The sequence below is a fragment of the Mesorhizobium sp. M4B.F.Ca.ET.089.01.1.1 genome (assembly GCF_004022605.1).
GTDB lineage: Bacteria > Pseudomonadota > Alphaproteobacteria > Rhizobiales > Rhizobiaceae > Mesorhizobium > Mesorhizobium abyssinicae.
Genome location: NZ_RZOS01000004.1, coordinates 19,624 through 41,999, shown reverse-complemented (window position 1 = coordinate 41,999; position 22,376 = coordinate 19,624). Strand labels below are relative to the sequence as shown.

General features: G+C 61.0%; 19 protein-coding genes and 1 pseudogene. 7 read left to right on the top strand and 13 right to left on the bottom strand.

From position 1 onward, the window contains the following. The first annotated feature begins 1 nt into the window (after position 1). Complete coding sequence (arcC, locus tag EN780_RS00975; RefSeq protein ID WP_127282004.1) at positions 2-943, top strand: carbamate kinase; 942 nt, start codon at positions 2-4, stop codon at positions 941-943. Here arcC and EN780_RS00970 read toward each other — a convergent pair. Next, positions 919-1,440, bottom strand: a complete 522-nt coding sequence (locus EN780_RS00970; protein ID WP_245499837.1) for an SRPBCC family protein — start codon at positions 1,438-1,440, stop codon at positions 919-921. The genes arcC and EN780_RS00970 overlap by 25 nt on opposite strands. A 363-nt stretch (positions 1,441-1,803) precedes the next feature. On the opposite strand from EN780_RS00970, the gene groL reads away from it, so the two are divergent. Continuing rightward, positions 1,804-3,426 (top strand): chaperonin GroEL, encoded by a 1,623-nt coding sequence (groL, locus tag EN780_RS00960; protein WP_127282045.1) that lies wholly within the window; start codon positions 1,804-1,806, stop codon positions 3,424-3,426. A gap of 136 nt (positions 3,427-3,562) precedes the next feature. Further along, positions 3,563-4,384 (top strand): universal stress protein, encoded by an 822-nt coding sequence (locus tag EN780_RS00955; RefSeq protein WP_128271626.1) that lies wholly within the window; start codon positions 3,563-3,565, stop codon positions 4,382-4,384. Positions 4,385-4,418: 34 nt separating this feature from the next. Here EN780_RS00955 and EN780_RS00950 read toward each other — a convergent pair whose 3' ends face one another. The 3 genes from EN780_RS00950 to EN780_RS00940 all read right to left on the bottom strand — a co-directional run bounded on the left by EN780_RS00950 (position 4,419) and on the right by EN780_RS00940 (position 6,935). Further along, positions 4,419-5,822, bottom strand: coding sequence for a bifunctional serine/threonine-protein kinase/universal stress protein (locus EN780_RS00950; RefSeq protein WP_128271624.1), 1,404 nt, complete (start codon positions 5,820-5,822; stop codon positions 4,419-4,421). A gap of 19 nt (positions 5,823-5,841) precedes the next feature. Further along, on the bottom strand, positions 5,842-6,582 hold the full coding sequence (locus EN780_RS00945) for a metallophosphoesterase family protein (protein WP_127309453.1): 741 nt from the start codon (positions 6,580-6,582) through the stop codon (positions 5,842-5,844). A 104-nt stretch (positions 6,583-6,686) separates the two neighbouring features. After that, positions 6,687-6,935, bottom strand: coding sequence for a hypothetical protein (locus EN780_RS00940; protein ID WP_127309452.1), 249 nt, complete (start codon positions 6,933-6,935; stop codon positions 6,687-6,689). 486 nt (positions 6,936-7,421) lie between these two features. On the opposite strand from EN780_RS00940, the gene EN780_RS00935 reads away from it, so the two are divergent. Together EN780_RS00935 and EN780_RS00930 are read left to right on the top strand one after the other, a co-directional pair. Continuing rightward, a complete protein-coding gene (locus EN780_RS00935) occupies positions 7,422-8,069 on the top strand; it encodes a helix-turn-helix domain-containing protein (protein WP_127281999.1) in 648 nt (215 codons plus the stop codon). Positions 8,070-8,133: 64 nt separating this feature from the next. Continuing rightward, a complete protein-coding gene (locus EN780_RS00930; protein ID WP_127309451.1) occupies positions 8,134-8,649 on the top strand; it encodes a GNAT family N-acetyltransferase in 516 nt (171 codons plus the stop codon). Positions 8,650-8,692: 43 nt separating this feature from the next. On the opposite strand, the gene EN780_RS00925 is transcribed toward EN780_RS00930, so the two are convergent. The 5 genes from EN780_RS00925 to EN780_RS00905 form a co-directional block, all read right to left on the bottom strand. Continuing rightward, on the bottom strand, positions 8,693-9,859 hold the full coding sequence (locus EN780_RS00925; RefSeq protein WP_128271622.1) for an acetate/propionate family kinase: 1,167 nt from the start codon (positions 9,857-9,859) through the stop codon (positions 8,693-8,695). 70 nt (positions 9,860-9,929) lie between these two features. Next, positions 9,930-12,317 (bottom strand): phosphoketolase family protein, encoded by a 2,388-nt coding sequence (locus tag EN780_RS00920; protein ID WP_128271620.1) that lies wholly within the window; start codon positions 12,315-12,317, stop codon positions 9,930-9,932. Positions 12,318-12,499: 182 nt separating this feature from the next. After that, a complete protein-coding gene (locus EN780_RS00915) occupies positions 12,500-15,058 on the bottom strand; it encodes a cation-translocating P-type ATPase (RefSeq protein ID WP_128271644.1) in 2,559 nt (852 codons plus the stop codon). A 74-nt stretch (positions 15,059-15,132) separates the two neighbouring features. After that, positions 15,133-16,770, bottom strand: a complete 1,638-nt coding sequence (locus tag EN780_RS00910; protein WP_127281995.1) for an MBL fold metallo-hydrolase — start codon at positions 16,768-16,770, stop codon at positions 15,133-15,135. Positions 16,771-16,782: 12 nt separating this feature from the next. Then, positions 16,783-17,622 carry a universal stress protein gene (locus tag EN780_RS00905; RefSeq protein WP_245499836.1) on the bottom strand — a complete coding sequence of 280 codons (840 nt, stop codon included), beginning with the start codon at positions 17,620-17,622 and terminating at the stop codon, positions 16,783-16,785. A gap of 346 nt (positions 17,623-17,968) precedes the next feature. On the opposite strand from EN780_RS00905, the gene EN780_RS00900 reads away from it, so the two are divergent. Continuing rightward, positions 17,969-18,421, top strand: a complete 453-nt coding sequence (locus tag EN780_RS00900) for a pyridoxamine 5'-phosphate oxidase family protein (RefSeq protein WP_128271618.1) — start codon at positions 17,969-17,971, stop codon at positions 18,419-18,421. A 142-nt stretch (positions 18,422-18,563) separates the two neighbouring features. On the opposite strand, the pseudogene EN780_RS00895 reads toward EN780_RS00900, so the two are convergent. The 4 genes and pseudogenes from EN780_RS00895 to EN780_RS00880 all read right to left on the bottom strand — a co-directional run. Further along, positions 18,564-18,755: pseudogene (locus tag EN780_RS00895) on the bottom strand (NapC/NirT family cytochrome c); the annotation flags it as partial. 139 nt (positions 18,756-18,894) lie between these two features. Continuing rightward, a complete protein-coding gene (locus tag EN780_RS00890) occupies positions 18,895-19,338 on the bottom strand; it encodes a pyridoxamine 5'-phosphate oxidase family protein (protein WP_245478313.1) in 444 nt (147 codons plus the stop codon). A gap of 717 nt (positions 19,339-20,055) precedes the next feature. Beyond that, on the bottom strand, positions 20,056-20,460 hold the full coding sequence (locus EN780_RS00885; protein WP_127287182.1) for a host attachment protein: 405 nt from the start codon (positions 20,458-20,460) through the stop codon (positions 20,056-20,058). Positions 20,461-20,596: 136 nt separating this feature from the next. Next, the gene (locus tag EN780_RS00880) at positions 20,597-20,893 is read right to left on the bottom strand and encodes a metalloregulator ArsR/SmtB family transcription factor (protein WP_127287183.1); all 297 of its coding nucleotides are present in this window, start codon (positions 20,891-20,893) and stop codon (positions 20,597-20,599) included. A 168-nt stretch (positions 20,894-21,061) separates the two neighbouring features. Between EN780_RS00880 and EN780_RS00875 the strand changes: the two genes are divergently transcribed. Beyond that, complete coding sequence (locus EN780_RS00875; RefSeq protein ID WP_127310530.1) at positions 21,062-22,354, top strand: FAD/NAD(P)-binding oxidoreductase; 1,293 nt, start codon at positions 21,062-21,064, stop codon at positions 22,352-22,354. The last annotated feature ends 22 nt before the right edge of the window (positions 22,355-22,376 follow it).

Sequence of the window (22,376 nt, the reverse complement as noted above, 5' to 3'; positions counted from 1 at the left end):
GATGCTGATCGTCGTTGCACTCGGAGGTAACGCGCTGCTGCGCCGCGGCGAACCGATGACCGCCGAAAACCAGCGTGCCAACATCAAGCGCGCCGCATCCGTACTCGGGGCACTCGTCGGCGAAGGGCACTCGATTGTAGTCACGCATGGCAACGGCCCGCAGGTGGGGCTTCTGGCCCTCCAGGCGGCGGCCGCTCCGGATGGCGGCGCATTCCCACTCGACGTCCTTGGCGCTGAAAGCGCTGGCATGATCGGCTATGTGATTGAGCAGGAGCTCGGCAACCTCTTAAAGGAAAGGCTGTTCGCGACGCTGCTGACGCAGGTGAAAGTCGACCCGTACGATCCGGCTTTCGCTCACCCGACGAAGCCGATCGGCCCGGTCTATGACGAGGACACAGCACATAGGCTTGCCAACGAACGCAGCTGGCAGATCGCGCCCGATGGCGATAAGTGGCGCCGGGTCGTGCCCTCGCCCAGGCCGCTGGAGATTCTTGAAGGCTCCGTGATTTCGTTTCTCGTCGAACGCGGCGTCATCGTCATTTGCACGGGCGGCGGCGGAGTCCCGGTGATAGCGCGGGACGACGGCAGCCTGTGCGGCGTAGAAGCCGTTATAGACAAGGATCTGGCGAGTTCACTTCTCGCGCGCCAGCTGAAGGCCGACATGCTGCTGATGCTGACCGATGTCGATGCGGTCTATAGTGGCCACGGCACCGCCACCGCCCGCGCGCTCCGTCGGGTTGCAACGACCGAGATATCGGGGCGGGATTTTGCGGCCGGCTCCATGGGGCCGAAGGTCAGCTCCGCAATCGAGTTCGCTGATGCAACGGGCAAACCTGCAGCGATCGGCAAGCTCGATGATGCCAGCGAAATCGTCAGAGGAGAGCGCGGCACGCGGTTCGAAGCCGCCGCTCGTCCCGCTCAGCCTTTCAAAGGGACTGCCTGAGCCCCCGCCGTCGCGAAATAACGGGCTGCGTCTTTTGCCATCCGGCCAGTACACCAGCGCGCGTATGCATTCGCAAAGATCAGGCCAAGCCAACGGGACGGTTCCGCCTCCGGCAGGTCGTATTCGATGAAGACTCGAAGCCGGGACCCTCTCGCCTCGGGCACTATTTCGAAACCCATCCGATAGCGGCCGATCACCCATAGACTTGGCGCTCCGATGGTCTCCCAGACCTTCAGTTTTGGCGGCGTCCGGATTGTAACCACCTGTTCGGCGGACAGCGCAATTCCAAGTATTTTTCCATGGAATCCGAACTTGGAGCCGATCAAGCGGGCTTCGCCTGCATCGAATTCGTAGTGCATTTTCGAACCGAGCATCATCCATGACGAGGTGCTCATATGAGCACCCAGATGCCTGTGGTCATCAAGATAGGCAAACACGGTCTCAGCCGCGCATTCTATTCCGACGATAGTCTCGTTGGAGCGGGACATTGCTGGCATCGTCTCACCTCCGGGTTCGTCCTAACGCGCGCGAACACGCCGCCCATGTTCATCGGGATGTGCATGACACTGTGGGTTTTCGCTTTCACAAACCGCTTGCCCTTGAAGTGCAGGTGCTACCGTCCCAGCCCTCGGGATTGAACCTGGGGCAGCAACCCGTGGTATTCACGCTGTCGTCGTATCGGGGCGTTTCATTCGTCCGCATGGTCCTCCTCCAGATTGGATCGATCCCATCACGCAGGTAACGCGTCCCGTCGTCATTGATCTTCGTCAACATGGCCCTTGATCGCGATTGATACGTATCAAGGCCGACCGACGGGATGCCTGTTAGCTCAGACTGGCCAACAGATTTCGGAGACGGTCATGGCCCATAAACAAGTACTGTTCCGCTCAGCCGCGCGCGAAAAGATCCTTCGCGGCGCGACACAGCTCGCCGATGCCGTGCGCGTGACGCTCGGGCCGCGCTCGAAATCTGTACTGATCGAAAAAAGATGGGGTGCCCCGATCGTTTGCAACGACGGGGTGACGATCGCCAAGGAATTCGACCTGAAGGACCCGGAAGAAAATCTCGGCGCCAGGATGCTGAGACAAGCAGCCGAGAAGACCGGCGATATGGTTGGCGACGGCACCAGCACATCGACCATCCTCGCTCACGCGATGTTTGCCGATGGAGTTCGCAATGTCGTCGCCGGCGCCAGCGCGATCGACATCAAGCGCGGCCTCGATCGCGCCACCAAGCGCGCGATCGAGACACTCAAGCAAATATCTCGACCGGTCTCGACCCGGCGCGAAAAGGAACAGGTGGCCACGATCTCGGCGCACAACGACACGCTCATCGGCCAGTTGGTTGGCGAGGCGATGGAAAAGGTCGGCGGTGAAGGAGTCATTACGGTCGAAGAGTCGAAGACCACTGAAACCGTTCTGGACGTCGTCGAAGGCATGCAGTTCGATCGCGGGTTCCTTTCACCGTATTTCGTGACCGATCCCGAGAAGATGGAAGCGGTCCTGGAAGACGCGCTGGTGCTGATCGTGGAGAAGAAAATCGCTTCGCTGAACGATCTCATCAAGTTGCTGGAAGCCGTGGCCAAGTCGGGCTCGCCTCTGCTGGTTGTCGCCGAAGAAGTCGAAGGCGAGGCGCTTGCCACGCTCATCGTCAATCAAATCCGGGGCACCTTCAAGAACTGTGCAGTCAAGGCGCCCGGTTTCGGCGATCGGCGCAAGGCTATGCTGCAGGACATAGCTGTGCTGACAGGCGCTCAGGTCATCTCCGAGGATATTGGCCTCAAGCTCGAAAATGTCACGATGGCGCAGTTGGGGCGTGCCAAACGCGTGGTCGTCGATAAGGACAACACGACGATCATCGGCGGTGGCGGAGACGCCAAGGCAATCAAGGGTCGCGTAGAGCAGATCCGGCGCGAGATCGAGAGCACGACCAGCGACTACGATCGCGAAAAGCTGCAAGAGCGGCTGGCTAAGCTTGCCGGCGGTGTTGCCGTCATAAAGGTCGGGGCTCCAACCGAGGCCGAAATGAAGTCGAAGAAGGAGGCACTAGACGACGCTATCAGCGCCACCAAGGCTGCGGTTGCCGAGGGCGTGGTGCCTGGCGGCGGGCTTGCGCTGCTGCGCTGCATCGCCACGGTAGCTGATGAAGAAAAACTGTCCGAGGGCGACGAGAGGACCGGCGTGCAGATACTCCGGCGCGCTCTCGAAACGCCTGTCCGGCAGATTGCCGAGAATTCGGCTGTCGACGGTGGCGTAGTTATCGCCAAGATGATCGAGGGGTCGGGAAACTTTGGCTTCGATGCTGGACGCAAAGAGTATGTTGACCTCGTCGAAGCCGGCATCATCGATCCAACCAAGGTGGTGCGCATCGCACTTGAAAACGCCGTCTCGGTCGCCAGTGTTCTGCTCTTGACCGAAGCGACCATGACGGAAATCCCGGAACCGGCCAAGGAGCGTGCTCTCGAACCGGAAATGACGATGTAGGTCGTGCGCCGGGCACCCTCCATAGGTCGAAAGGCGATGACGATGCGCCGCCGCGGCAGGCAGCGCGGCTGGTGATCACAAGTGTCGTGACCGAACCTCAAACGACCGTGCGACAAGCATGCTGTGGAGACACAAAATGATCTTCAACACCATTATTGTACAACTGGACATCGATTCTCCGGCGTCCCCCCGCGCGCGCTATGCCCAGGAATTGGCGCAACGGTTCGATGCCACACTGATCGGTTTCGCCGCGGCGGATGCCTATGTCTTTGTGTCGGGAGACAATGGCGCCGCTGCAGCTGCGGAGATAATGCGCCAACGCAGGGCGGAAATCGAAGATCGCCTGAAGGTGATGCGGGAAGAATTCCTCCGCATTGGCGGGGACAGAGCTTTCTGGCGCGAGGAGATCGGAGATCCGACAGGTCTGCTCGCGATGCATGCCCGCGCCGCCGACCTTATTGTCACGGGAGCGCCGGCAAAGGGCGTCGCCAGCGATCGCCACCGTGTCGTAGATGCCGGTAGTCTGGTGCTGTCCGCGGGCCGGCCGGTGCTGATTGCTGTCGATAACCTGGCTCCGCTCAACCCAAAGAATGTTCTTGTCGCCTGGAAGGACACGCGCGAGGCGCGGCGCGCAGTCAGCGATGCAATGCCCTTTTTGACAGGCGCACAACATGTGCTCGTGGCGACAATCGAGGAACAGGGCCAGAGAAACGCGCGCGAAAGTGCCGAGGACGTTGTCCGGTTCCTGGCGAGGCATGGCGTTAAGGCAAGATCCGAAGTTATAGGCGTCGGCAATGCAGACCCCTGCGAAGCCGTTGCCGAACTCGCCCGTGCGATGGATGCAGGACTTGTGGTCGCGGGCGGCTATGGTCACAGCCGGATCCGGGAATGGGCCTTCGGCGGCATGACACGCTCCCTGCTGAAACAGGGGGCAATCAATCGACTGCTATCAAACTGAGGCGGCGTCCCGGCGGGTCCTTGCGCGCAGCGGCTCACCGACGCCCTTGTTCTTCGATCGCCTTCAACCGCACGACTGAAACCGAGCAAAGCGCCTGTGCTACCACCTTGGTAGAAACACTGCCGAGGTGCCGGCGAATGGCGGAAGACGCCCGTGCCCCGACAACGATATGCCCGACGTCGTTGTGCTCAGCGTAGTTGAGGATCGCATCGGCGGGGCTGACCGCCTCCAGAACATGATAGCTGATGCGATCCTCCGGCAGATGTAGCGGGCGGGACCAATCCTTCAGGGCAACCAGCCGCTTCAAATATTCCGAACGGCCCGACTCGTCCACCGTGGGCGTGTCGCCGATAATCTCGGTCTTCAGGACTGTCACACAGGCCAACCACGAGTCTTCTCGCGAGCCAAGGACGCGCGCGGTCTCGCTCAGAACCTCCCTGGCCAGCGGATCGTTTCCGTTGGCCAGATCGACGGCGACCAAAACAATGGATGGTCCGGCCAGAAGCCTGGGATCTGCCGGCATCCCGACAAGCGACTTGTCGTCAGTCTTGCGAAGCAGACCGAGGATCGTGGCCCAAATTCCCTTGCTCCGAGGCAGGTGCCGCGTCACCACCACCTGATCGGGGTTCCTTAGATCGGACAGCACGTGAGCGGCATCGACATATCGCTTGGACCTGTCCACCTCCATGCACCGAAGCATGATTGCCTCCAACCACCGCGGGATGGCTCCGTTCAGGTCCCGCGGTGGCCTGGGGGCGTGGTAGAGCCGTCGCTTCATTCCGGCGAAAGTCGCCGGTCGCCCGAACGGTTCTTCGCCAGTTGCCAGCTGGTAAAGAATGCAGCCAAGCGCAAAAAGATCGCTTGCAGGGTCGCCTCTTTCGCCAAGCACTTGTTCGGGTGCCATGTAGGCGGCGGAGCCCATCGGCACGGAGCTTTCCGCGCCGAGAAGATCGGGAAGCTCTGCATGCCGCGCGAGCCCGAAATCGAGAAGCACCGCGCCGCGCTCGGCAAGAATGACATTTTCGGGCTTGAGATCGAGATGCACCACTTTTTGGCGATGCAGGGCGGCGAGCGCCTTGGCAATTTCGGAGCCGACCCTCGCGACCTCGTCAGCTGGCAGTGGCGCATTGCTGATCAGCTGGGCGAGGCTTGTGCCGGCCACGAACTCCATGGCTATGAAAGGAATTTCTGAAAGGTTTCCTGAGGCCACGAAGCGGGGTACATGCGGACCTGACAAACGCCTGAGGATCAACTCTTCCGCCTCGAAGCCCAGTATGACGGAGACATCGCCTCCCGGATCCAGGAAAGGGACTTTCAACACCAGCGGGAAATCGAACTGCGGGCTGTTTGCGCGCCAGAGCGAGGCCATGCCGCCGGACGCCAGTCGTTCGACCAGTTCGAAACCATCAATGATTGCCCCTGATTCAAACCGCTGCACCCGATCGTCTCCAACAACCCTATCGTCCGATCTTCAATCGCATGCCCAGCCATGCCGGCAACCCAGAGTCAGCAATCTTTCGGGCGGTCTCTTCGTAGTCGTAAGGCACACGGATCATGGAGACCTCGTGCCGCTGCGTATCGACGAGGGCGAAGCAGGCCGCCGGATTGCCGTCGCGAGGCTGGCCGACCGCTCCGACGTTCACGACGAGCCGTCCGACCGCGGACAACGGCGCAGCCACATTGGCCAGCGGTTGAAAACAGATCGGCCGGCGACCTGGCAGCGCGTAGTAGATGGCCGGAATATGGGTGTGGCCGCAGAAGACGAAACGGGCCACGCTTGAAGACAGGCAGCGCTCTGCTGAATCCACGTCGCGGATGTATAGCCATTTTCCCGGCCGTTCGGCGCTGGCGTGAACATATTGCCGGTCTTCCGACGTCAACGACACCGGCAAACGGGACAGGAAATCGACATGCGCCGAGGTCAAACGCTCACGCGTCCAACTGGCCGCTGTCCGAGCATTCTCCGTCATGCCGCCCCTGTTGAAGGCTATCGCTTCGTCATGGTTTCCCATGACGCAGAGCGCGCCTCGATCGACCAGGTCCGCAGCCGTCTCGAGCGCATAGACTGGGTCGGGCCCGTAGCCAACCAGATCGCCAAGCAATACCAACTCGTCCCATCCGCGCTCGCCAACCACCTCGAGAACCGCATCGAGCGCCTCGCGGTTGGAATGGATGTCAGACAGGATCGCGATGCGCATTCGTTTCCATCTGGACCTTGCAAGCTCGCCCTACCAGTCAAACAACGGCGCTAACAAAGTCAATGGGACCGCATGCGGTCCAACAACCCTCGTGCTTCGCTCGCCTAAAGCGAGACCCCGTCTCCGCGGAGCGGTGGCGCCGGGTTCACCGAAGCCGAGGCCGCCGCTCCCGTTTTCGGTATCTGGTTGAGGACCAAGCGAATGATCAGGAGGACATATCCAACTTGCAGGACGACCAATGTGAGCAAAGCCCCACCGAGTGCGACCCAACCCGAACCTGTTTCCACACCGATCCAGATCGCCACGACAAACGACGTCACGAGCATGCCCACCAGAAATTGCGGAAAATACATGGCGGCCTGCCCCGATCATTTAGCGACAGGGCTTTCAACAACCTCCGGGGGCACCCGCGCTTTGAGTTGAATCAAATCTTACCGTGGATATTTCCAATCCATTCAGGCGCGCAGAACCTAAGTATGTGCATAAGGCCAAGTTCGGCGTTCGGGCAGGTTCCTGGTTTTCTCACATGTTGTAGCGCAACCAAGGCGGCCCCTGCCGCCTCGGTCGGTGCGGGCTTCGAGCACACCCAACAATGCTGCCCCCGCGGCCTGCGCCGACCACCTTGATGATGCAATTGCGATGCAGCCAGCTCTCCTCATGCCAACATCGCAAAGTCCGTCTTTTTGGCGTTAAGGCAAACAGTGGCGCCCATGCCATCCTCGGCGGATGCAATGTCGTCTGGGTCCCCCCACTAAGTAGTTTCCCGTAGGGACTTAACCGAATTTCGCTTTCCTCCGATTCGCGCGATTGCTGATGCCACGGATCACGGAGAAGCAGCCATGTACGCTCACACGACCTCCACAATTTCACTGCCGCCACACGTGCCACAGTCGAGCCTCCCGGCAGTTCTGGACAGCGTGCCGTTGCAGCCCATCAACTTCTACCCGGCCGGGTCGGAAATCTATGCGCAGGGGGAAAAGGCCGGAGCTCTCTACCAGGTCGAGTTCGGCGCCGTCCGCATCTATCGCCTCCTTGCCGACGGCCGCCGGCAGATAAGTGCCTTCCATTTGGCTGGCGAGACATTCGGTTTCGAAGCCGACGCGACACATCATTTCTTCGCCGAAGCAATCAACGCGACCGGCATCCGGGTCTATCGGTTCGCTGCCGGGGCGGATGTCTCGCGCCAGTTGCTGCCCCTGGCCCTCAAAGGTTTGACCAGGGCGCAGGAACACCTCCTGGTCCTCGGTCGCCAGAATGCCATCGAACGGGTGGCCGCGTTCCTGGTCGACATGGCAGAGCGGCAAGGCGGATTGCGGCAGGTCGATCTGCCGATGTCTCGCGCGGATATCGGCGACTATCTCGGACTCACGATCGAGACCGTGTCGCGAGTCTTCACCCGGCTGAAGGACAAGGGCGTCATCCGCCTGCTGAACCTGCGCAGCATAGAAATCGTCAAGCAGGACGCGCTTCAATACATGAGCGAGTGAGGTCGCGCGCCTTGGAGAGACAGGACAACGGCGCCGCACCTCGGATCGGAGACCATATATAACGATGGTTAGCACGCTTTCCACGCATACCGGGTTTCGCTTCGATGTACGCCGCGCACGCCCCGAAGATGAGCCCGCCCTGGCGGAGTTCTTCACCCATGTGACGCCGCAAGATCTGCGCTTCCGCTTTCTCGGTGGAGTGAAAGAGGTCTCGCATGAACGGCTGGTAGCGATGACTCGCTCCGACGATCCGCATATCAATAACTTTCTCGCGTTCTCGACTGACGGAGCGTTGATCGCAGTGGCGACACTCGCCAGCGACGCTGCCGACCGGCGCGGCGAAGTCGCTATCTGCATTCGCCAGGACCGCAAGAATCTCGGCGTCGGCTGGGAACTGCTTGCCTATATCGCAAGGTGGGCCGACGGGATCGGCCTCGAGACAATCGAGTCGATCGAAAGCCGTGAGAATCGCGCTGCAATCGAGCTTGAGCGCGACATGGGATTCACTGTCACCACAGACCCCGACGACCCGACACTTCTCCTGGTTCGGCGAAAGCTCGGCACCCCCCTGCCCCGGTAACGACCGGTCTCGCGCAGATGCGGGCCGGCAGCGAAGCTCTTGTTCAGACGTCGAGGATTTCCCTGGCGACGGCGGCTTCCTCGTCTGCGGGAATGACAAGGACGTCGACCCGGGACTGCGGGCTGCTGACCAATCCTTCGTCGTTCTGGTTCAAATCATTGTCGACCGCAACGCCAAGCCATTCGGCGGCTTCGCAGATCTTTTGCCGGATCACAGGTGCGTGCTCGCCAATGCCGGCGGTGAAGACGAGGGTATCGAGACCTCCAAGGGCCGCGGCAAGTGACCCGATCTCGCGCCCGACACGATAGATGAAGAGATCGACGGCTCGCGCGGCTGCAGGGTCGCTCGAGCCCAGCAATGTCTGCATATCGCCCGAGATGCCGGAGACACCCAGCAGACCGGATTCCTCGTAGAGAAGGTTGGACAGCTCACCCAATGACAGCTTTTGGTCCTGCAACAGGTACAGGATCACGCCAGGGTCGACCGTGCCGCAACGTGTGCTCATGATGAGGCCATCAAGCGTTGAGAACCCCATAGTGGTGGCGACGCTTGCCCCCGTCTTCATCGCACATAGGCTTGCTCCGCTGCCCAGGTGGGCAACGATCACCCGGCCGCCGGCGCTTGCGCCGTAGCGGCTGCGAAGTTTCGTTGCGACGTGGCTGTAGGAAAGTCCGTGAAAGCCGTAGGCAATCACGCCTTGTTCCGAGAACTCGCGCGGCAAGCCATAGAGCTTGGCAAGTTCCGGCCGCCGCGCGTGGAAGGCCGTATCGAAGCATCCGACCTGGAGGGCGTCAGGCAATAGCCGAGCTGCCAAGCTGACGATTTCGAGATTGATGGCCTGGTGGATCGGGGCGAGCGGCTCCAGCAGATGCAAGGCCTTCGTCGTCTCTGCATCAAGGATGGCTGCTTTGGAAAAACTCTGTCCGCCATGGACGATCCTGTGACCGACCTTGCCGATCTGGCGCAGGAGTCCGCGGTCCGCAAGCAAGGAGCCCACGACTTCGAATGCGCTGGCGATATCGATCGACCCTGCGCCCAAGCTCCGATCGATCCCGGACGACAGCGCCGTTGGAGCGACGTGAAGCCGTGGACATTGCCGGATTGACGATATGCTGCCGCGCACCAGCAGGTGAAGGTCGTCACGCTGCTGAAACACCGCGAATTTCAGACTCGACGAGCCACCGTTAAGGACAAGAATCGCGTCATTCATGATCTGTCCGCCGCGCCCGCCAACGGACCCCGACTGCCGATCCGTTCGCCGCACTGATTTCCACCGGCTACTACTCCCACTTCCAGCCGAGGATCTCCGGCATATCCTGCCCATGGGCGCGGATATAAGCTTGGTGCTCGATCAGCTTGCCTTCCATGATCTGTTTCAGTCCGACTCCGGTCGGCTCAGGGATACGGTCAAGGACACTCAGCACCAGATGATATCTGTCCAGGCCGTTCAGAACCGTCATGTCGAAAGGCGTCGTCGTCGTGCCTTCCTCGTTGTAGCCGCGCACGTGGATATTGTCGTGGTTGGTGCGCCGATAGGTCAGCCGATGGATCGTCCAGGGGTAGCCATGGTAGGCAAAGATGACCGGTTTTTCTTTGGTGAACAACGCGTCGAAGTCGCGATCCGACAGCCCGTGCGGGTGATGCTCCCTGGGTTGCAGCGTCATCAGGTCGACCACGTTGACCACCCTGATCCGAAGCTGCGGAACATGGTGCCTGAGTATCTGGACGGCCGCCAGCGTCTCCAGGGTCGGAACGTCGCCAGCGCAGGCCAAGACCATGTCCGGCTCTGCTCCGCCGTCAGTTGAAGCCCAATCCCAAATGCCGATGCCCGCTTTGCAGTGAACGATCGCCTTGTCCATCGAAAGCCACTGCCATGACGGCGGCTTGCCGGCCACGATGACGTTGATGCGGTCCCATGTCTGCAGCACATGCTCGGTCACGCAGAGCAGACTGTTGGCGTCCGGCGGCAGGTAGACGCGCACGATATCGGCCTTCTTGTTGAGGGCGACATCAATGAAGCCGGGATCCTGATGGCTGAAGCCATTGTGTTCCTGGTGCCAGACATGACTCGACAACAGGTAGTTTAGCGACGCCACCGACCGTCGCCAGGGAATTTCACGACATGCATCCAGCCATTTCGCATGCTGGTTGAACATCGAATCGACGATGTGGATGAACGCCTCGTAGCAGGAGAAGAAGCCGTGCCGACCGGTCAGCAGGTAGCCTTCAAGCCAGCCCTGGCAGGTGTGTTCCGAGAGAATCTCCAGAACCCTTCCGTCGCGCCCGAGATGAACATCCTCGGGCAGGATCGTTTCCATCCAGGCGCGCTCGGTAACCTCGAACACGTCTTGCAGCCGGTTCGAAGCCGTCTCGTCCGGGCCGACGATGCGGAAGTTCTTCGCGCCATCGTTCAGTTCCATCACGGCGCGCAGGAATTTGCCCATCACTCGCGTTGACTCGGCCTTCACCGCGCCGGGCCGTTCAACGGAAATGCCATGGTCGCGCAGTCTGGGCAGTTCAAGGGACCGGCGCAGCAAGCCGCCATTGGCATGCGGGTTGGCGCCCATTCGCCTCGTACCTTGCGGAGCAGTGGCACGTATCGTGGCCACAGGCGCACCCATCGCATCGAACAGTTCTTCAGGCCGATAGCTCCTCATCCACTCTTCCAGCATCTTCAAATGCTCGGGGTTTTCCGCAAGGCCGGACAAGGGAACCTGATGGGCGCGCCAGAAGCCTTCGGTTTTCAGCCCGTCGACTTCCTTCGGGCCGGTCCAGCCTTTGGGGCTGCGCAGCACGATCACTGGCCACTTCGGCCGGCGTTTTGCAATTTCGCCACCGCCGCGAGCCTCGTCCTGGATTGCCCCGATGCGGTCGAGCGCATCATCGATCACAACCGCCATCCTCTCATGCATTGCCCCCGGTTCATGGCCTTCGACGAACAGCGGCTCGTAACCGTAGCCGACGAACAAGGCGCGCAATTCGTCTTCCGGGATGCGGGCAAGGATGGTCGGGTTGGCAATCTTGTAGCCGTTGAGATGCAGGATCGGCAGCACCGCGCCGTCGCGCGCCGGGTTGAGGAACTTGTTGGAATGCCAGGCGGTGGCAAGTGGCCCGGTTTCCGCCTCGCCGTCGCCGACCACGCAGGCGACGATGAGATCCGGATTGTCGAAGGCTGCGCCAAAAGCATGCGAAAGCGCGTAGCCCAATTCGCCACCCTCATGGATCGAGCCCGGGACATCCGGTGCAGCATGGCTCGGAATCCCGCCCGGAAAAGAGAACTGCCGAAACAGCCTGCGCATGCCATCTTCGTCCAGAGATACGTCGGGATTGAGCTCGCTGTAGATGCCCTCGAGATAGGTGTTGGCGACCATGGCCGGACCGCCATGGCCTGGGCCGCAGACGTAGACCATGTTTGCATCCCTGAGCCGGATCGCGCGGTTGAGATGGGCGTAGATGAAGCTCAGGCCGGGCGAAGTCCCCCAGTGCCCTAGCAGCCGCGGCTTGACATGTTCCAGCTTCAAGGGCTCCCGAAGCAGCGGATTGTCGAGCAGGTAGATTTGCCCGATCGTAAGATAGTTGGCGGCGCGCCAATAGGCGTCAACGTCGTGCAACTCCTGGTCCGACAACCGTTTGTTGCTGTTGAATGTTTTTGCCGATTGTCCGGTCATCTTACTTGGCTCCGTTGTCTCATTTTGCGAAAGCCCGGGGATTCCGCGTTGGCCATGGGCCACCAACGCATCGCGCGACTTTCAGTTCATCACCTGATCGGCGCGGCCGCTCGCTGCATCGCTAGCATTGTGCAAGCTGGGCGTCGCGCTGGTTGGAACCGCGGTCATACTGCCACCAACAATCAGGCTTTCAGCCCATCTCGCCAGAAGTGTTTCAGGACCTCAAGGCAGACCAGCACTGCCAACCCGGCCGCCAACGTCACGGCGAGGTCGTCCAGGTGCAGCGGTCCGAACTGGAAGAGGCCACTTGCGAGTGGCCATGCAAGTGTCCCGCCCAGCGCCGCGGCAACCACCACGACGACGAAAGCAAGCGATCGGTTTGGCCGGATCAACGCAACAAGCAGCGACTCGCTGAACGTACGGTTGACGAAAATCAGCCCAACGATCGTCAGCACCAGCGAGAAGAATGTCAGGGCGCGAATCTCATTCTCCGGCATTCCCCAGCGCAAGGCGACGAGGAAGATGCCAGCAACAAGCGCGAATGCCAGCAGGCCCTGCACAACGCTCCACGCGATCAACGAGCGCGAGAAGAGCGCAGCTTCCGGATGTCGCGGCGCACGCCTCATCGTGTCGTCCTCCTCGGTCTCCGCTTCAAAGACCAAGGAGCAGACCGGATCGATCACCATCTCCAGAAAGGCAATGTGAATAGGTCCGAACAGGATGGGCAGCCCAAATAGCAATGGAAGGAGGGCCAGCCCGGCAATCGGTACGTGCACGGCAAGAATGAAGCCCATTGCCTTGCGCAAATTGTCGTAGATGCGGCGGCCCAGCCGGATGGCTTTGACGATCGACCCGAAGTCATCATCGAGAAGGACGATGGAAGACGCCTCCCGCGCGACGTCCGTGCCGCGCCCTCCCATGGCAATGCCAATGTCGGCTGCTTTCAGCGAAGGCGCGTCGTTGACGCCGTCTCCGGTCATGGCAACGATCTCGCCATTAGCCTTCAAGGCTCTGACGATTGCCAGTTTCTGCTCGGGCATGATCCGCGCGAACACCGTTGCGGTCTTCACGCGCGCCGACAGGGCTGCGTCATCCTGCGCCTTGAGCTCTTCGCCGGTGACGACATCGTTGAAGTCGAGCCCGGCCCTGCGGGCGATAGCTCTGGCTGTCGCGGGATAGTCCCCGGTGATCATGATCACTCTGATGCCGGCGGAGCGGCAATTGCTCACCGCGTCCGGAACCTCCGCTCGCAGAGGATCGGCAAGCCCGACGAGACCCAAGAATTCAAATTCGAATTCAGTCTGCTTGTCCGGCAGTTGATCGCCAGCATGGCTGGAACGCGCGACGCCCAAGACGCGCAGTCCTTCCGTGGCCATGGCGTCCACAACATCCTTGAGCGAAGCGACACGATCCGCAGGCAGACGGCAGAGTGCCGCGATGGCCTCCGGCGAACCCTTGGCGGCAATCAGGTAGTCGTTGCCCTCAGCCGATAGCCGCCAGGCGTTCGACATTGCCAGCAGTTCAGGACGCAACCCGTAGGCGCGGGCCAATTTCCAATCGGCACCCTCAGCACGCTTCGCCAGGGGCTCCTGGGCAAGCTTGTGGAATGCCCTTTCCATCGGATCAAAGGAAATTTCGGCACTGGCAAGCGCGCCGACCTCGACCAACTCTGCAAAGGCCGCTGGCATCTCCTTGTTTGAGCTGTTCAGGCGAAGCAGTTTTCCATCGGCCGTTCTCATTTCTGCAATTGTCATGCGATTTTCGGTCAGCGTTCCGGTCTTGTCGGTGCAAAGGACAGTTGCCGAGCCAAGCGTCTCGATCGCTGCTGCGCGACGGGTGAGCACGCGCGCCTGCGAGATGCGCCAGGCACCCATGGCCATGAAGATTGTCAGCACCATCGGAAACTCCTCGGGCAGCATCGACATGCCGAGCGCAATGCCCGCCAACACCGCATCAAGCCATCCGCCCCGCAACAAGCCATAAAGCACGACCGCGAGAACGCTGACGGCGCCGCCGACAAGTGCGAAGATGCCAACAAGGCGTTTTGTCTGTCGCCGCAGGCGGGGTGCCTCGGTATCCATGGTGCTCAGCGATTGCCCGATCGCACCGATTTGGCTGAGCGGCCCGGTTGCCAGAACTTCGCCAATGCCTGAACCGCGAACGATGAGTGATCCGGAAAATGCGAAAGGCAGGTCGTCGCCCCCCGGCCTGCATTGCGCCGGCAGATCGGCATCCCTGGCAGCAATCTTGCGCACCGGAACAGACTCGCCGGTCAGCAAGGACTCATCGGTCTGGATATCCCGGCTCTGGATGAGCACGATGTCGGCCGGAACGCGATCCCCCTCGCCCAGCACGACCGTATCGCCGCGCACCACCTCGCGACCCGCAATCCGCTTGCGTTCGCCGTCGCGTATTACCAGGGCGCGCGGACTGGTCAGGTCGCGCAGCGCCTCGAGGACACGCTCCGTCCGCGCCTCCTGGACGATGGTAATCCCAACCGACAACGTGGCAAATGCAAGCAGGATCAACGCCTCCTGGAGATCGCCAAGAAGCAAATAGACGCTACCTCCACCTAACAGCAGGGCGAGCATCGGCTCGCGCACGACCTCGATGGCAATCCGCAACGGCGTGCGGCGACTGGGCCTGGGCATTTCGTTGAAGCCTTCGGTGGCAAGCCTTGCCTGTGCTTCGGCCTCGCTGAGGCCGGGCATTGCAATGGTGGATGAAGCGGATCGAGACATTTGGCCTTGTTCGAGTCCCAGCGTGCCGTCTTGCATTTTCCCGTGTGACGAAGATTGAATTCAAAGATGCGCGATCAGCTTTCGTCATTTGCGAAGGCGCCGAGCGCCGGCGCGTCCAGCGCTCGGCGCATCCGTCTGATGATTGCGGCGCGACCCCGTTCGTCGGCCGCGGTGTTGACGGCCTCCGTGACGTCGAGGAGAAGCTTTGAAAGATCGTTGTGCCAATCGAGCCGGGCAACCTTTTCCGGCTTCAGGCGGCGCGGCTCGTTGGCGTCGACCGGCAAACAGCCTTGGGACGTCAATTGGAAAGCGCTATCCAGCTCCGGCATGATGATCCTGTCCGAAGGAATCGCTCCAGCCAGCCGGCCGCTGAGGCCGACCAAGCCTGCTTCTTCGCCATGCGTCAGGAACACCGTGTGCTTGACCGGAGTTCGAGCCAAGGCCCAGGCGACGAGTTCGCTTGCGTCGGCATGGCCAGAGTAGAGATCGAACAGGCTGATCCGGGCCTTGACCTCTACCTCTTCGCCCTGGATGCGCACACGCCGCGCGCCGTCGAGCAGTATCCTTCCGAGTGACCCTTGAGCCTGGTACCCCGCCATCATCACGGTCGCGTTCCGCCGCCAGAGGTTGGCCTTGAGATGATGGCGGATACGCCCGGCGTCGCACATGCCGCTGGCGGCGATCACGACGAAAAAGCCTCTCAGGCGGTTGATCGCCTTGCTTTGCTCGATGGTTTCCGTGAAGCGCAGTTGGGGTGAACTGAGAGCCTGACGCAGACCGTCGCCTTGTTCGATGTCGTCGGCATGTCTTTCGAAGATCGTGCTGGCACGTGTCGCCAGCGGCGAGTCGACGAAGATCGGAGCAGTCGGCACCTCTCCCGCTTTCATGAGCAGGTGGAGGTCTACCAGCAATTCCTGTGTCCGCTCGACGGCGAAGGAAGGAACGATAAGGGGGCCGCTCGCCTCGGCAGCGCTGCGCACCACGTCGCCGAGCATGGATCGCCGCTGTTCAGGCGCAACGTCCGGGCGGTCGCGGTCGCCATAGGTCGATTCGCAGATGAGATAGTCGACACCGGCCGGGCCCTCCGGATCGGTATGCAGCAGCTTGTGACCGGGTCCGATATCGCCTGAAAACAGTATGCGCATCGGCATGTTCTGACGTTCCACGTCGATCTCTAGCTCAACCGATGCGGAGCCGAGCAGATGGCCGGCGTTCCAAAAGCGAGCCCGAACGCCTTGGGCTACGGTGGTCCATGCGGCGTATTCCAAGGCCCGAAAAAGGGTCATGCACGCTGCTGCATCCTGCTGCCTGTAGATCGGCTCGACCGGCGGCCGCCCGCGCTGCGCATTGCGGCGGTTAAGCTGTTCCACCTCCATCTCCTGGATATGCGCCGCATCCGGCAACATGACCGAACAAAGATCGATTGTAGCTCGGGTCGTGTGGATTGGCCCGGCAAAGCCCTGCGTGACCAGCTTTGGCAGAAGGCCGCTGTGATCGATATGAGCATGCGTCAGGACGACGGCGTCGATCGCTTCCGGCGGGAACGGGAACGCGCCGTAGTTCAAGGCCCGCTCCGACTTCGATCCCTGGAAGAGGCCGCAATCGACGAGGATCCTCGCGCGTGGTGTTTCGATCTCGTAGCAAGAGCCGGTAACACCGTGGGCTGCGCCGTGGAAGCGCAAAACAGGATCCGTGCCTCGACTGGCGTTCATGGGACTCATGCCCTAGTGCGACAGGAGAATGGGCAGGCGCAAATCCGAGAGAATGCCTTCGGTCGCCCCACCGAGAACGAAGTCCCTGACGCGCGAATGACCGTATCCACCCATAACCAATAGTTTGCCGCCGATTTCGAGGGCATACTCCTGGATAGCGGTGGCGATCGAGCGCGCCCCCGCCTGAATTGATGCGGCTTCGGCCACCAGACCGCGCGTCCTCAGGCCTTGCGCAAGGCGTTCACCGATGTCTTGTCCCGGAAGCGGCTTTTCGTCCGTCACGGTCAAAACCGTGATCATCGTGGCAAGCTCCAGAAACGGCCGTGCATCGGCAACGGCCCGCGCAGCCACGCGACTGCCGTCCCAAGCGATGACGACATGGTCAAGGGCGCCGACATCCGTGGCGTCAGGAAGCAGCAGGGTCGGTCGACCCGATCCGAACACGACCGCCTCGGCTGTCATTCGCGCCGTCTGGTTGTCCGGCGCCCATCCGACCAGGCAGATGTCGAAGTAGCGGCACTGCTCGGCCGCTGTGTCCCCAATTAGGGCCGGTGGCGCGGTCAGCTCCTGCGTCGTCAAGCGGACCCCGCCCTGCAATGCTTCTTTTGCAACTGTTTCCAGCAAGTTCTTGCCGAAACTGCGACTGGTCGCTTCGGCCTCCCTGATCTTGTTGGGAAGGTCGAGCAAGAAGCTCGACAGAGCGTTTGAAACGTCGGGAATGTCGACATTGATGGCGACCGCGTGCAGCGTCGCTCCAATGCGCCTGGCAACCGCGACTGCATTAGACGCGGTCTTTGGTGTGTTCGCCTCCGGGTACGTCGCCAGAGACAGGGATACCATCGGCTTCATCATATTCGCCTCCTTTGCGGCGAGGTCGGGCCACTGGATGCCGGCGCTGCTGCGACATCTATGGAGGCAGTGGACGGCGTGCGCATTGATTCACCGCAAATGCAGCCGTCGGTGGGGCCGAGGAACAGGCACTCACTCGGCAAGCCCACCTTGACGCCGCGAACGCTGACATTCAGCAGAGCCAGGGTATCGACCGCTCGGTCGCAGAGAGGGCCTAGATAATTTGCGTCTCGTTTCGCCGGCAATGCTGCAGATGCGCGTTTGCCCTCCTTTGCGTTGATGTGCGTCAAGGCGAGGTGGTCCACGACCCTACTATGGTCAGGGTCAGCAATGACTTTGGAGACAACGGATGAAGGAAGAGATCAGAAAGAAGATCGTGACGCTGTTGGATCAGCATCGGATCATGACCATCGCAACGCTAAGGCCCGACGGCTGGCCGCAGGCGACCACCGTCGGCTACGTGAACGAAGGCCTTACCCTTTACTTCCTCTGCGGTCTGGAAAGCCAGAAGGCTGGGAATCTGACGCAGGACGATCGCGTGTCCTTGACCATCGATCACGACACGCCGCAGGTGATGGAAATCACCGGACTTTCCATGGCGGCGCGAGCCCAGGCGGTGACAGACCTGGCCGAAGCGGAAAAGGTCCTGCGGATGCTGCCGCTGAAGTATCCGCAGCAAGTCTCGCTGCCAGGACCGATGCCAACTCCGGATCAGGTGCGCATATTTCGCGTGATGCCTACGGTCATCTCGGTGCTCGACTACTCCAAGGGTTTCGGCCACACCGATGTCGTCACTTGCTGATCGCGCTCGCCCCCAAGACAACCTTTGGGTTGCGTGAGCGAGGCCGGCAAAGCCAAGGCATTCAGACCCGGCGGGCTAACGGTCCCACCCATACGATGGGTCCTAAGTGGATTCTGGGTTTGTTGGTGATCTGTAGCCTTCGTTAGGACTCGGGATGATATACCGCTATCAGACGTTCAAGTTCGTCGATGGCAGACGACTTGGAAGCTGCTCGCCCTGAAGTTCCGGCGGCACCTCCAGCCCGGATCACGCCCTCCATTTTCGGCAGCTCATGCGCGATGCCGTTATGACAGTCGATGCAGGTCGCTTCGCCGGCAGGCAGGTAGCGCCTATGGTTTCAGCGACTTTCCGCCCCGCCGACGGACCGGCTTGAGCCAGGGCGTCCGGACCTGGCGCGACCTTGCGCTTCGCGAAGGCGATGTCGCTGTGTTGCCGGTCTTCGGCCTGCGCGGTCACAACCAGACTGGGCCGGGTCAGGCGAGAGCACGGCGGCCAGTGATTCTCTCGATGTTGATGCGGAAGAAAAGGTGAGGCGGACTGGCAACCTTGTCCTCGGATTGAGGCGTCTCGCTGCCAGGTTCCCACCAGTTGGGGCGTGCCTTCTGCAACAGCGACCATGCATGGTCGCGCTCATTCTGCCGGGGGCCTTCGGAGAGTTCTTCATAGCGCCCGAAGGCAACGACACTCCACCAGTTGCGTGGATTACGGATCTCGTCGACTTCGACGCAAACTTGAGGATTTCCGCGCATCGCCAAGACCTTCTGACCAACCAAGGAGAAGCTGTAGATGTGGCCGTGTTCGTAAACGAAGCTAATCGGCACAACGTACGGCATCCCGTCGCTTACGCAAAGGCGCCCGACCCTGCTCGCGGCTAGGTGCATCCTGGATTCTTGGGCGGTCATCTCACTGATGATCACGGGACTCCCCCGGTAAAATAGCGTTCTTCACGCTGTGCATCTCGATGCTGCGTAAGCGGCTTCCACGAGAAGCACGATCGCTCGCCGGGCTACTCGCCGTGTTCCATGCACCACTCTAGCAAAGACGACGACGGGTGCCCTGATCCAAGTTGCGCTGTAATCAGGAACCGCCTTGTGGCCCTCTCAAGCGAGCCAGTCCGACATGCCGCCACCTCAATGCTTCGCGCAATCGCATATAGCCCATGGAACAGGCTCCACGAACCGCTTTTCGCTGTGACTTGGGGGCTTACAGCACGAGGAACCCGAATGTCGCGAGCGCCATGACCAGGCTGGCAGTTTCGGCGCCGGCATTCGCGGGACAAGGACGGCGACACGAATGCGGCGGGCCACCTTGGCGAAGACTCGGAGCTCGATCCAGGCAAGACAGGGTCACTGACCCTCAACCTCAAGCCGGGCTTCTACGCAGTCTTCTGCAATGTCCCCGATCATTTCATGAAGGGCAACCATCAAGGTTCAGTAAGGGTGCCCCCAGCGCGCCCCTGCCATAGGTTGTGGCGTGCTCGGCAGAACCCGCGAGCGCATCAATACGCCGAGTGGAACGACAGCGTTTTCTCGAACAGCCATGGCGAACGTCCTATCGCTCCGACACGAGACATTGGACACAGCGATCTATATGGAGATCACTATGCCAATCGCTGCGGTGCAGAATGCGTTTGATCAGGCAATCTCTATGGCACCTTCGATCGACAGGACGGAATGCTTGACAAAGTCCTTGGTGATCTCGCCGACCAGTTTGGCGCTCAACGAGGGCTGATAGTGCCTTCGCAGCTCTCCAAGCGTGCGCGGGTCGGCGATGATCAAAACATGCTCACAGTAATCTTCATGCGACTGCTCATTGAGATAAGCGGCGACCGATCCCGCAAAGTCGTCCTCACGCAGCCGAGACTCGTCCGGATTGGCGGTTGAGCTGCGATGCCTCCCGCCGGATCCTGCGCGGGCCATTTCAAGGATGGGATCCTCGATTTCGATAAGCTCGATATGAGGTTCATGCCCCTTATTATGAAACAGTCGCAGGATCTCGCCGTCAGTTACCGCTACGAGAGTGCCGTTGTTCAGGATCATGTGTTTCTCCGACGCTGGATCAGCCGAGCGCTGTAGGGCCGTGTCCGATCTTTTCGTTTTGCTATTGGCAGGCAGGTAATGCCGGTTCGACCTGCGTCGCATTGACCTTAGTCAAGCCCAAGCGGAATGCGCCGAGTCAACTCGGGCAGAAGGCGGAATGCAGCGCCTCGATCACCGTGAGCACCTCCGGCCTCGTGATACGGTAGTAGACCGTCGTGCCGTCCCGGCGCGCCTCGACCAAACCATCGGCCCGCAGCCGCATAAGCTGTTGCGACATAGGCACCTGGTCGATGTCGAGCAGCTCTCGCAACTCGGCCACCGAGCGCTCCTCATTTCCGAGGGCGCATAGCACGAGCAAACGCTGTGGATGGGACAGGCTCCGGAGCAGTTCCGCCGCCCTGCCTGAGGCCGGGATCAAATCTGATACATTCATAATCTTGAATTTATTATCTTTGAATGTTACATGCAAGCTTGCCAATCGGGTTGGCCGACGCCGTACCTTACAATTGCGCCGCGCCGTTTGGAAATTGAGCCCGATCAACGAAGAACGCGACTTTCACCCGCAGGATGCTTCGAAGATCGAACCAACGGGAGGATCATCATGTCCCACATCGTCGTCCTCGGAGCAGGTCTCGGCGGCACGATCATGGCATACGAAATACGCGACAAGCTGCGCCGAGCGGATCGGCTGACCGTGGTCACGCTCGGCACGTCCTATTCCTTTGTACCTTCAAATCCCTGGGTGGCCGTAGGATGGCGGGAGCGCAATGATGTCACTGTCGATCTGGCGGATACCTTCAAGCGGCGCGGCATCGCGCTGCGTCCCGAAGGCGCAAAGAAGGTGCATCCGAAGGAAAACCGCGTCGAACTCAACGACGGCACCTTCGTCGACTACGACTATCTGATCATCGCGACCGGTCCCGATCTTGCCTTCGACGAGGTGCCGGGTCTCGGACCTGCCGGACATACCCAATCCATCTGCCACATCGACCATGCCGTCGCCACGCGGGCGAAGTTCGACGAACTGGTTCGCAAGCCCGGTCCAGTCGTCGTGGGCGCGGTTCAGGGCGCGTCCTGCTACGGCCCGGCCTATGAATTCGCCTTCATCCTCGACACAGCGTTGCGCAAGGCCAGGGTACGCGACCGCGTCCCGATGACCTTCGTGACGCCGGAACCCTATATCGGCCATCTCGGTCTCGACGGGGTCGGCGACACCAAGGGCCTGCTCGAAAGCGCCATGCGGGATCGCCACATCAAGTGGATCACCAACGCCAAGGTGGCTTCGGTCGACGCCGACATGATGCACGTCGAGGAAGTCGACGAGGACGGGACGACCAAAGCCAAGCGCGACCTGCCCTTCGCCTTCTCGATGATGCTGCCTGCCTTCCGTGGCGTTCCGGCGCTGATGGGGACCGAGGACCTTGTCAATCCGCGCGGCTTCGTCACCATCGACAAGCACCAGCGCAACCAGACCCATCCCAACGTCTTCGCGATCGGAGTCTGCGTGGCCATTCCGCCGGTCGGCAAGACGCCGCTTCCCGTCGGCGTTCCCAAGACCGGCTTCATGATCGAATCCATGGTCACGGCCACCGCCGAGAACATCGGCGCGCTGCTACGCGGCCAGGAACCGAGGGCCGTCGCGACGTGGAACGCGATCTGCCTCGCCGATTTCGGCGATGAAGGTATAGCCTTTGTCGCGCAGCCGCAGATCCCTCCCCGCAACGTCAACTGGTCCTCGCAAGGCAAATGGGTCCATGCGGCGAAAGTGGGGTTCGAGAAATACTTCCTTCACAAGGTGCGGCAGGGAAAGAGCGAAACCTTCTACGAGGGGCTGGCGCTCGACGTCCTGGGCATCAAGAAACTCAAGGCCATCCACATCGAGCCGGCCGAATAGGCACGGCGTTCAGGAGACAAGA

Excerpts from the sequence above, each read along its gene's own strand:
- EN780_RS00940 (WP_127309452.1), bottom strand. The coding sequence starts at position 6,935 with ATGTATTTTCCGCAATTTCTGGTGGGCATGCTCGTGACGTCGTTTGTC.
- EN780_RS00910 (WP_127281995.1), bottom strand. The coding sequence starts at position 16,770 with ATGAACGCCAGTCGAGGCACGGATCCTGTTTTGCGCTTCCACGGCGCA.
- EN780_RS00925 (WP_128271622.1), bottom strand. The coding sequence starts at position 9,859 with ATGAATGACGCGATTCTTGTCCTTAACGGTGGCTCGTCGAGTCTGAAA.
- EN780_RS00955 (WP_128271626.1), top strand. The coding sequence starts at position 3,563 with ATGATCTTCAACACCATTATTGTACAACTGGACATCGATTCTCCGGCG.
- EN780_RS00880 (WP_127287183.1), bottom strand. The coding sequence starts at position 20,893 with ATGAATGTATCAGATTTGATCCCGGCCTCAGGCAGGGCGGCGGAACTG.
- EN780_RS00875 (WP_127310530.1), top strand. The coding sequence starts at position 21,062 with ATGTCCCACATCGTCGTCCTCGGAGCAGGTCTCGGCGGCACGATCATG.
- groL (WP_127282045.1), top strand. The coding sequence starts at position 1,804 with ATGGCCCATAAACAAGTACTGTTCCGCTCAGCCGCGCGCGAAAAGATC.
- EN780_RS00900 (WP_128271618.1), top strand. The coding sequence starts at position 17,969 with ATGAAGGAAGAGATCAGAAAGAAGATCGTGACGCTGTTGGATCAGCAT.
- EN780_RS00905 (WP_245499836.1), bottom strand. The coding sequence starts at position 17,622 with ATGATGAAGCCGATGGTATCCCTGTCTCTGGCGACGTACCCGGAGGCG.
- arcC (WP_127282004.1), top strand. The coding sequence starts at position 2 with ATGCTGATCGTCGTTGCACTCGGAGGTAACGCGCTGCTGCGCCGCGGC.
- EN780_RS00915 (WP_128271644.1), bottom strand. The coding sequence starts at position 15,058 with ATGTCTCGATCCGCTTCATCCACCATTGCAATGCCCGGCCTCAGCGAG.
- EN780_RS00945 (WP_127309453.1), bottom strand. The coding sequence starts at position 6,582 with ATGCGCATCGCGATCCTGTCTGACATCCATTCCAACCGCGAGGCGCTC.
- EN780_RS00935 (WP_127281999.1), top strand. The coding sequence starts at position 7,422 with ATGTACGCTCACACGACCTCCACAATTTCACTGCCGCCACACGTGCCA.
- EN780_RS00885 (WP_127287182.1), bottom strand. The coding sequence starts at position 20,460 with ATGATCCTGAACAACGGCACTCTCGTAGCGGTAACTGACGGCGAGATC.
- EN780_RS00930 (WP_127309451.1), top strand. The coding sequence starts at position 8,134 with ATGGTTAGCACGCTTTCCACGCATACCGGGTTTCGCTTCGATGTACGC.
- EN780_RS00920 (WP_128271620.1), bottom strand. The coding sequence starts at position 12,317 with ATGACCGGACAATCGGCAAAAACATTCAACAGCAACAAACGGTTGTCG.
- EN780_RS00970 (WP_245499837.1), bottom strand. The coding sequence starts at position 1,440 with ATGCCAGCAATGTCCCGCTCCAACGAGACTATCGTCGGAATAGAATGC.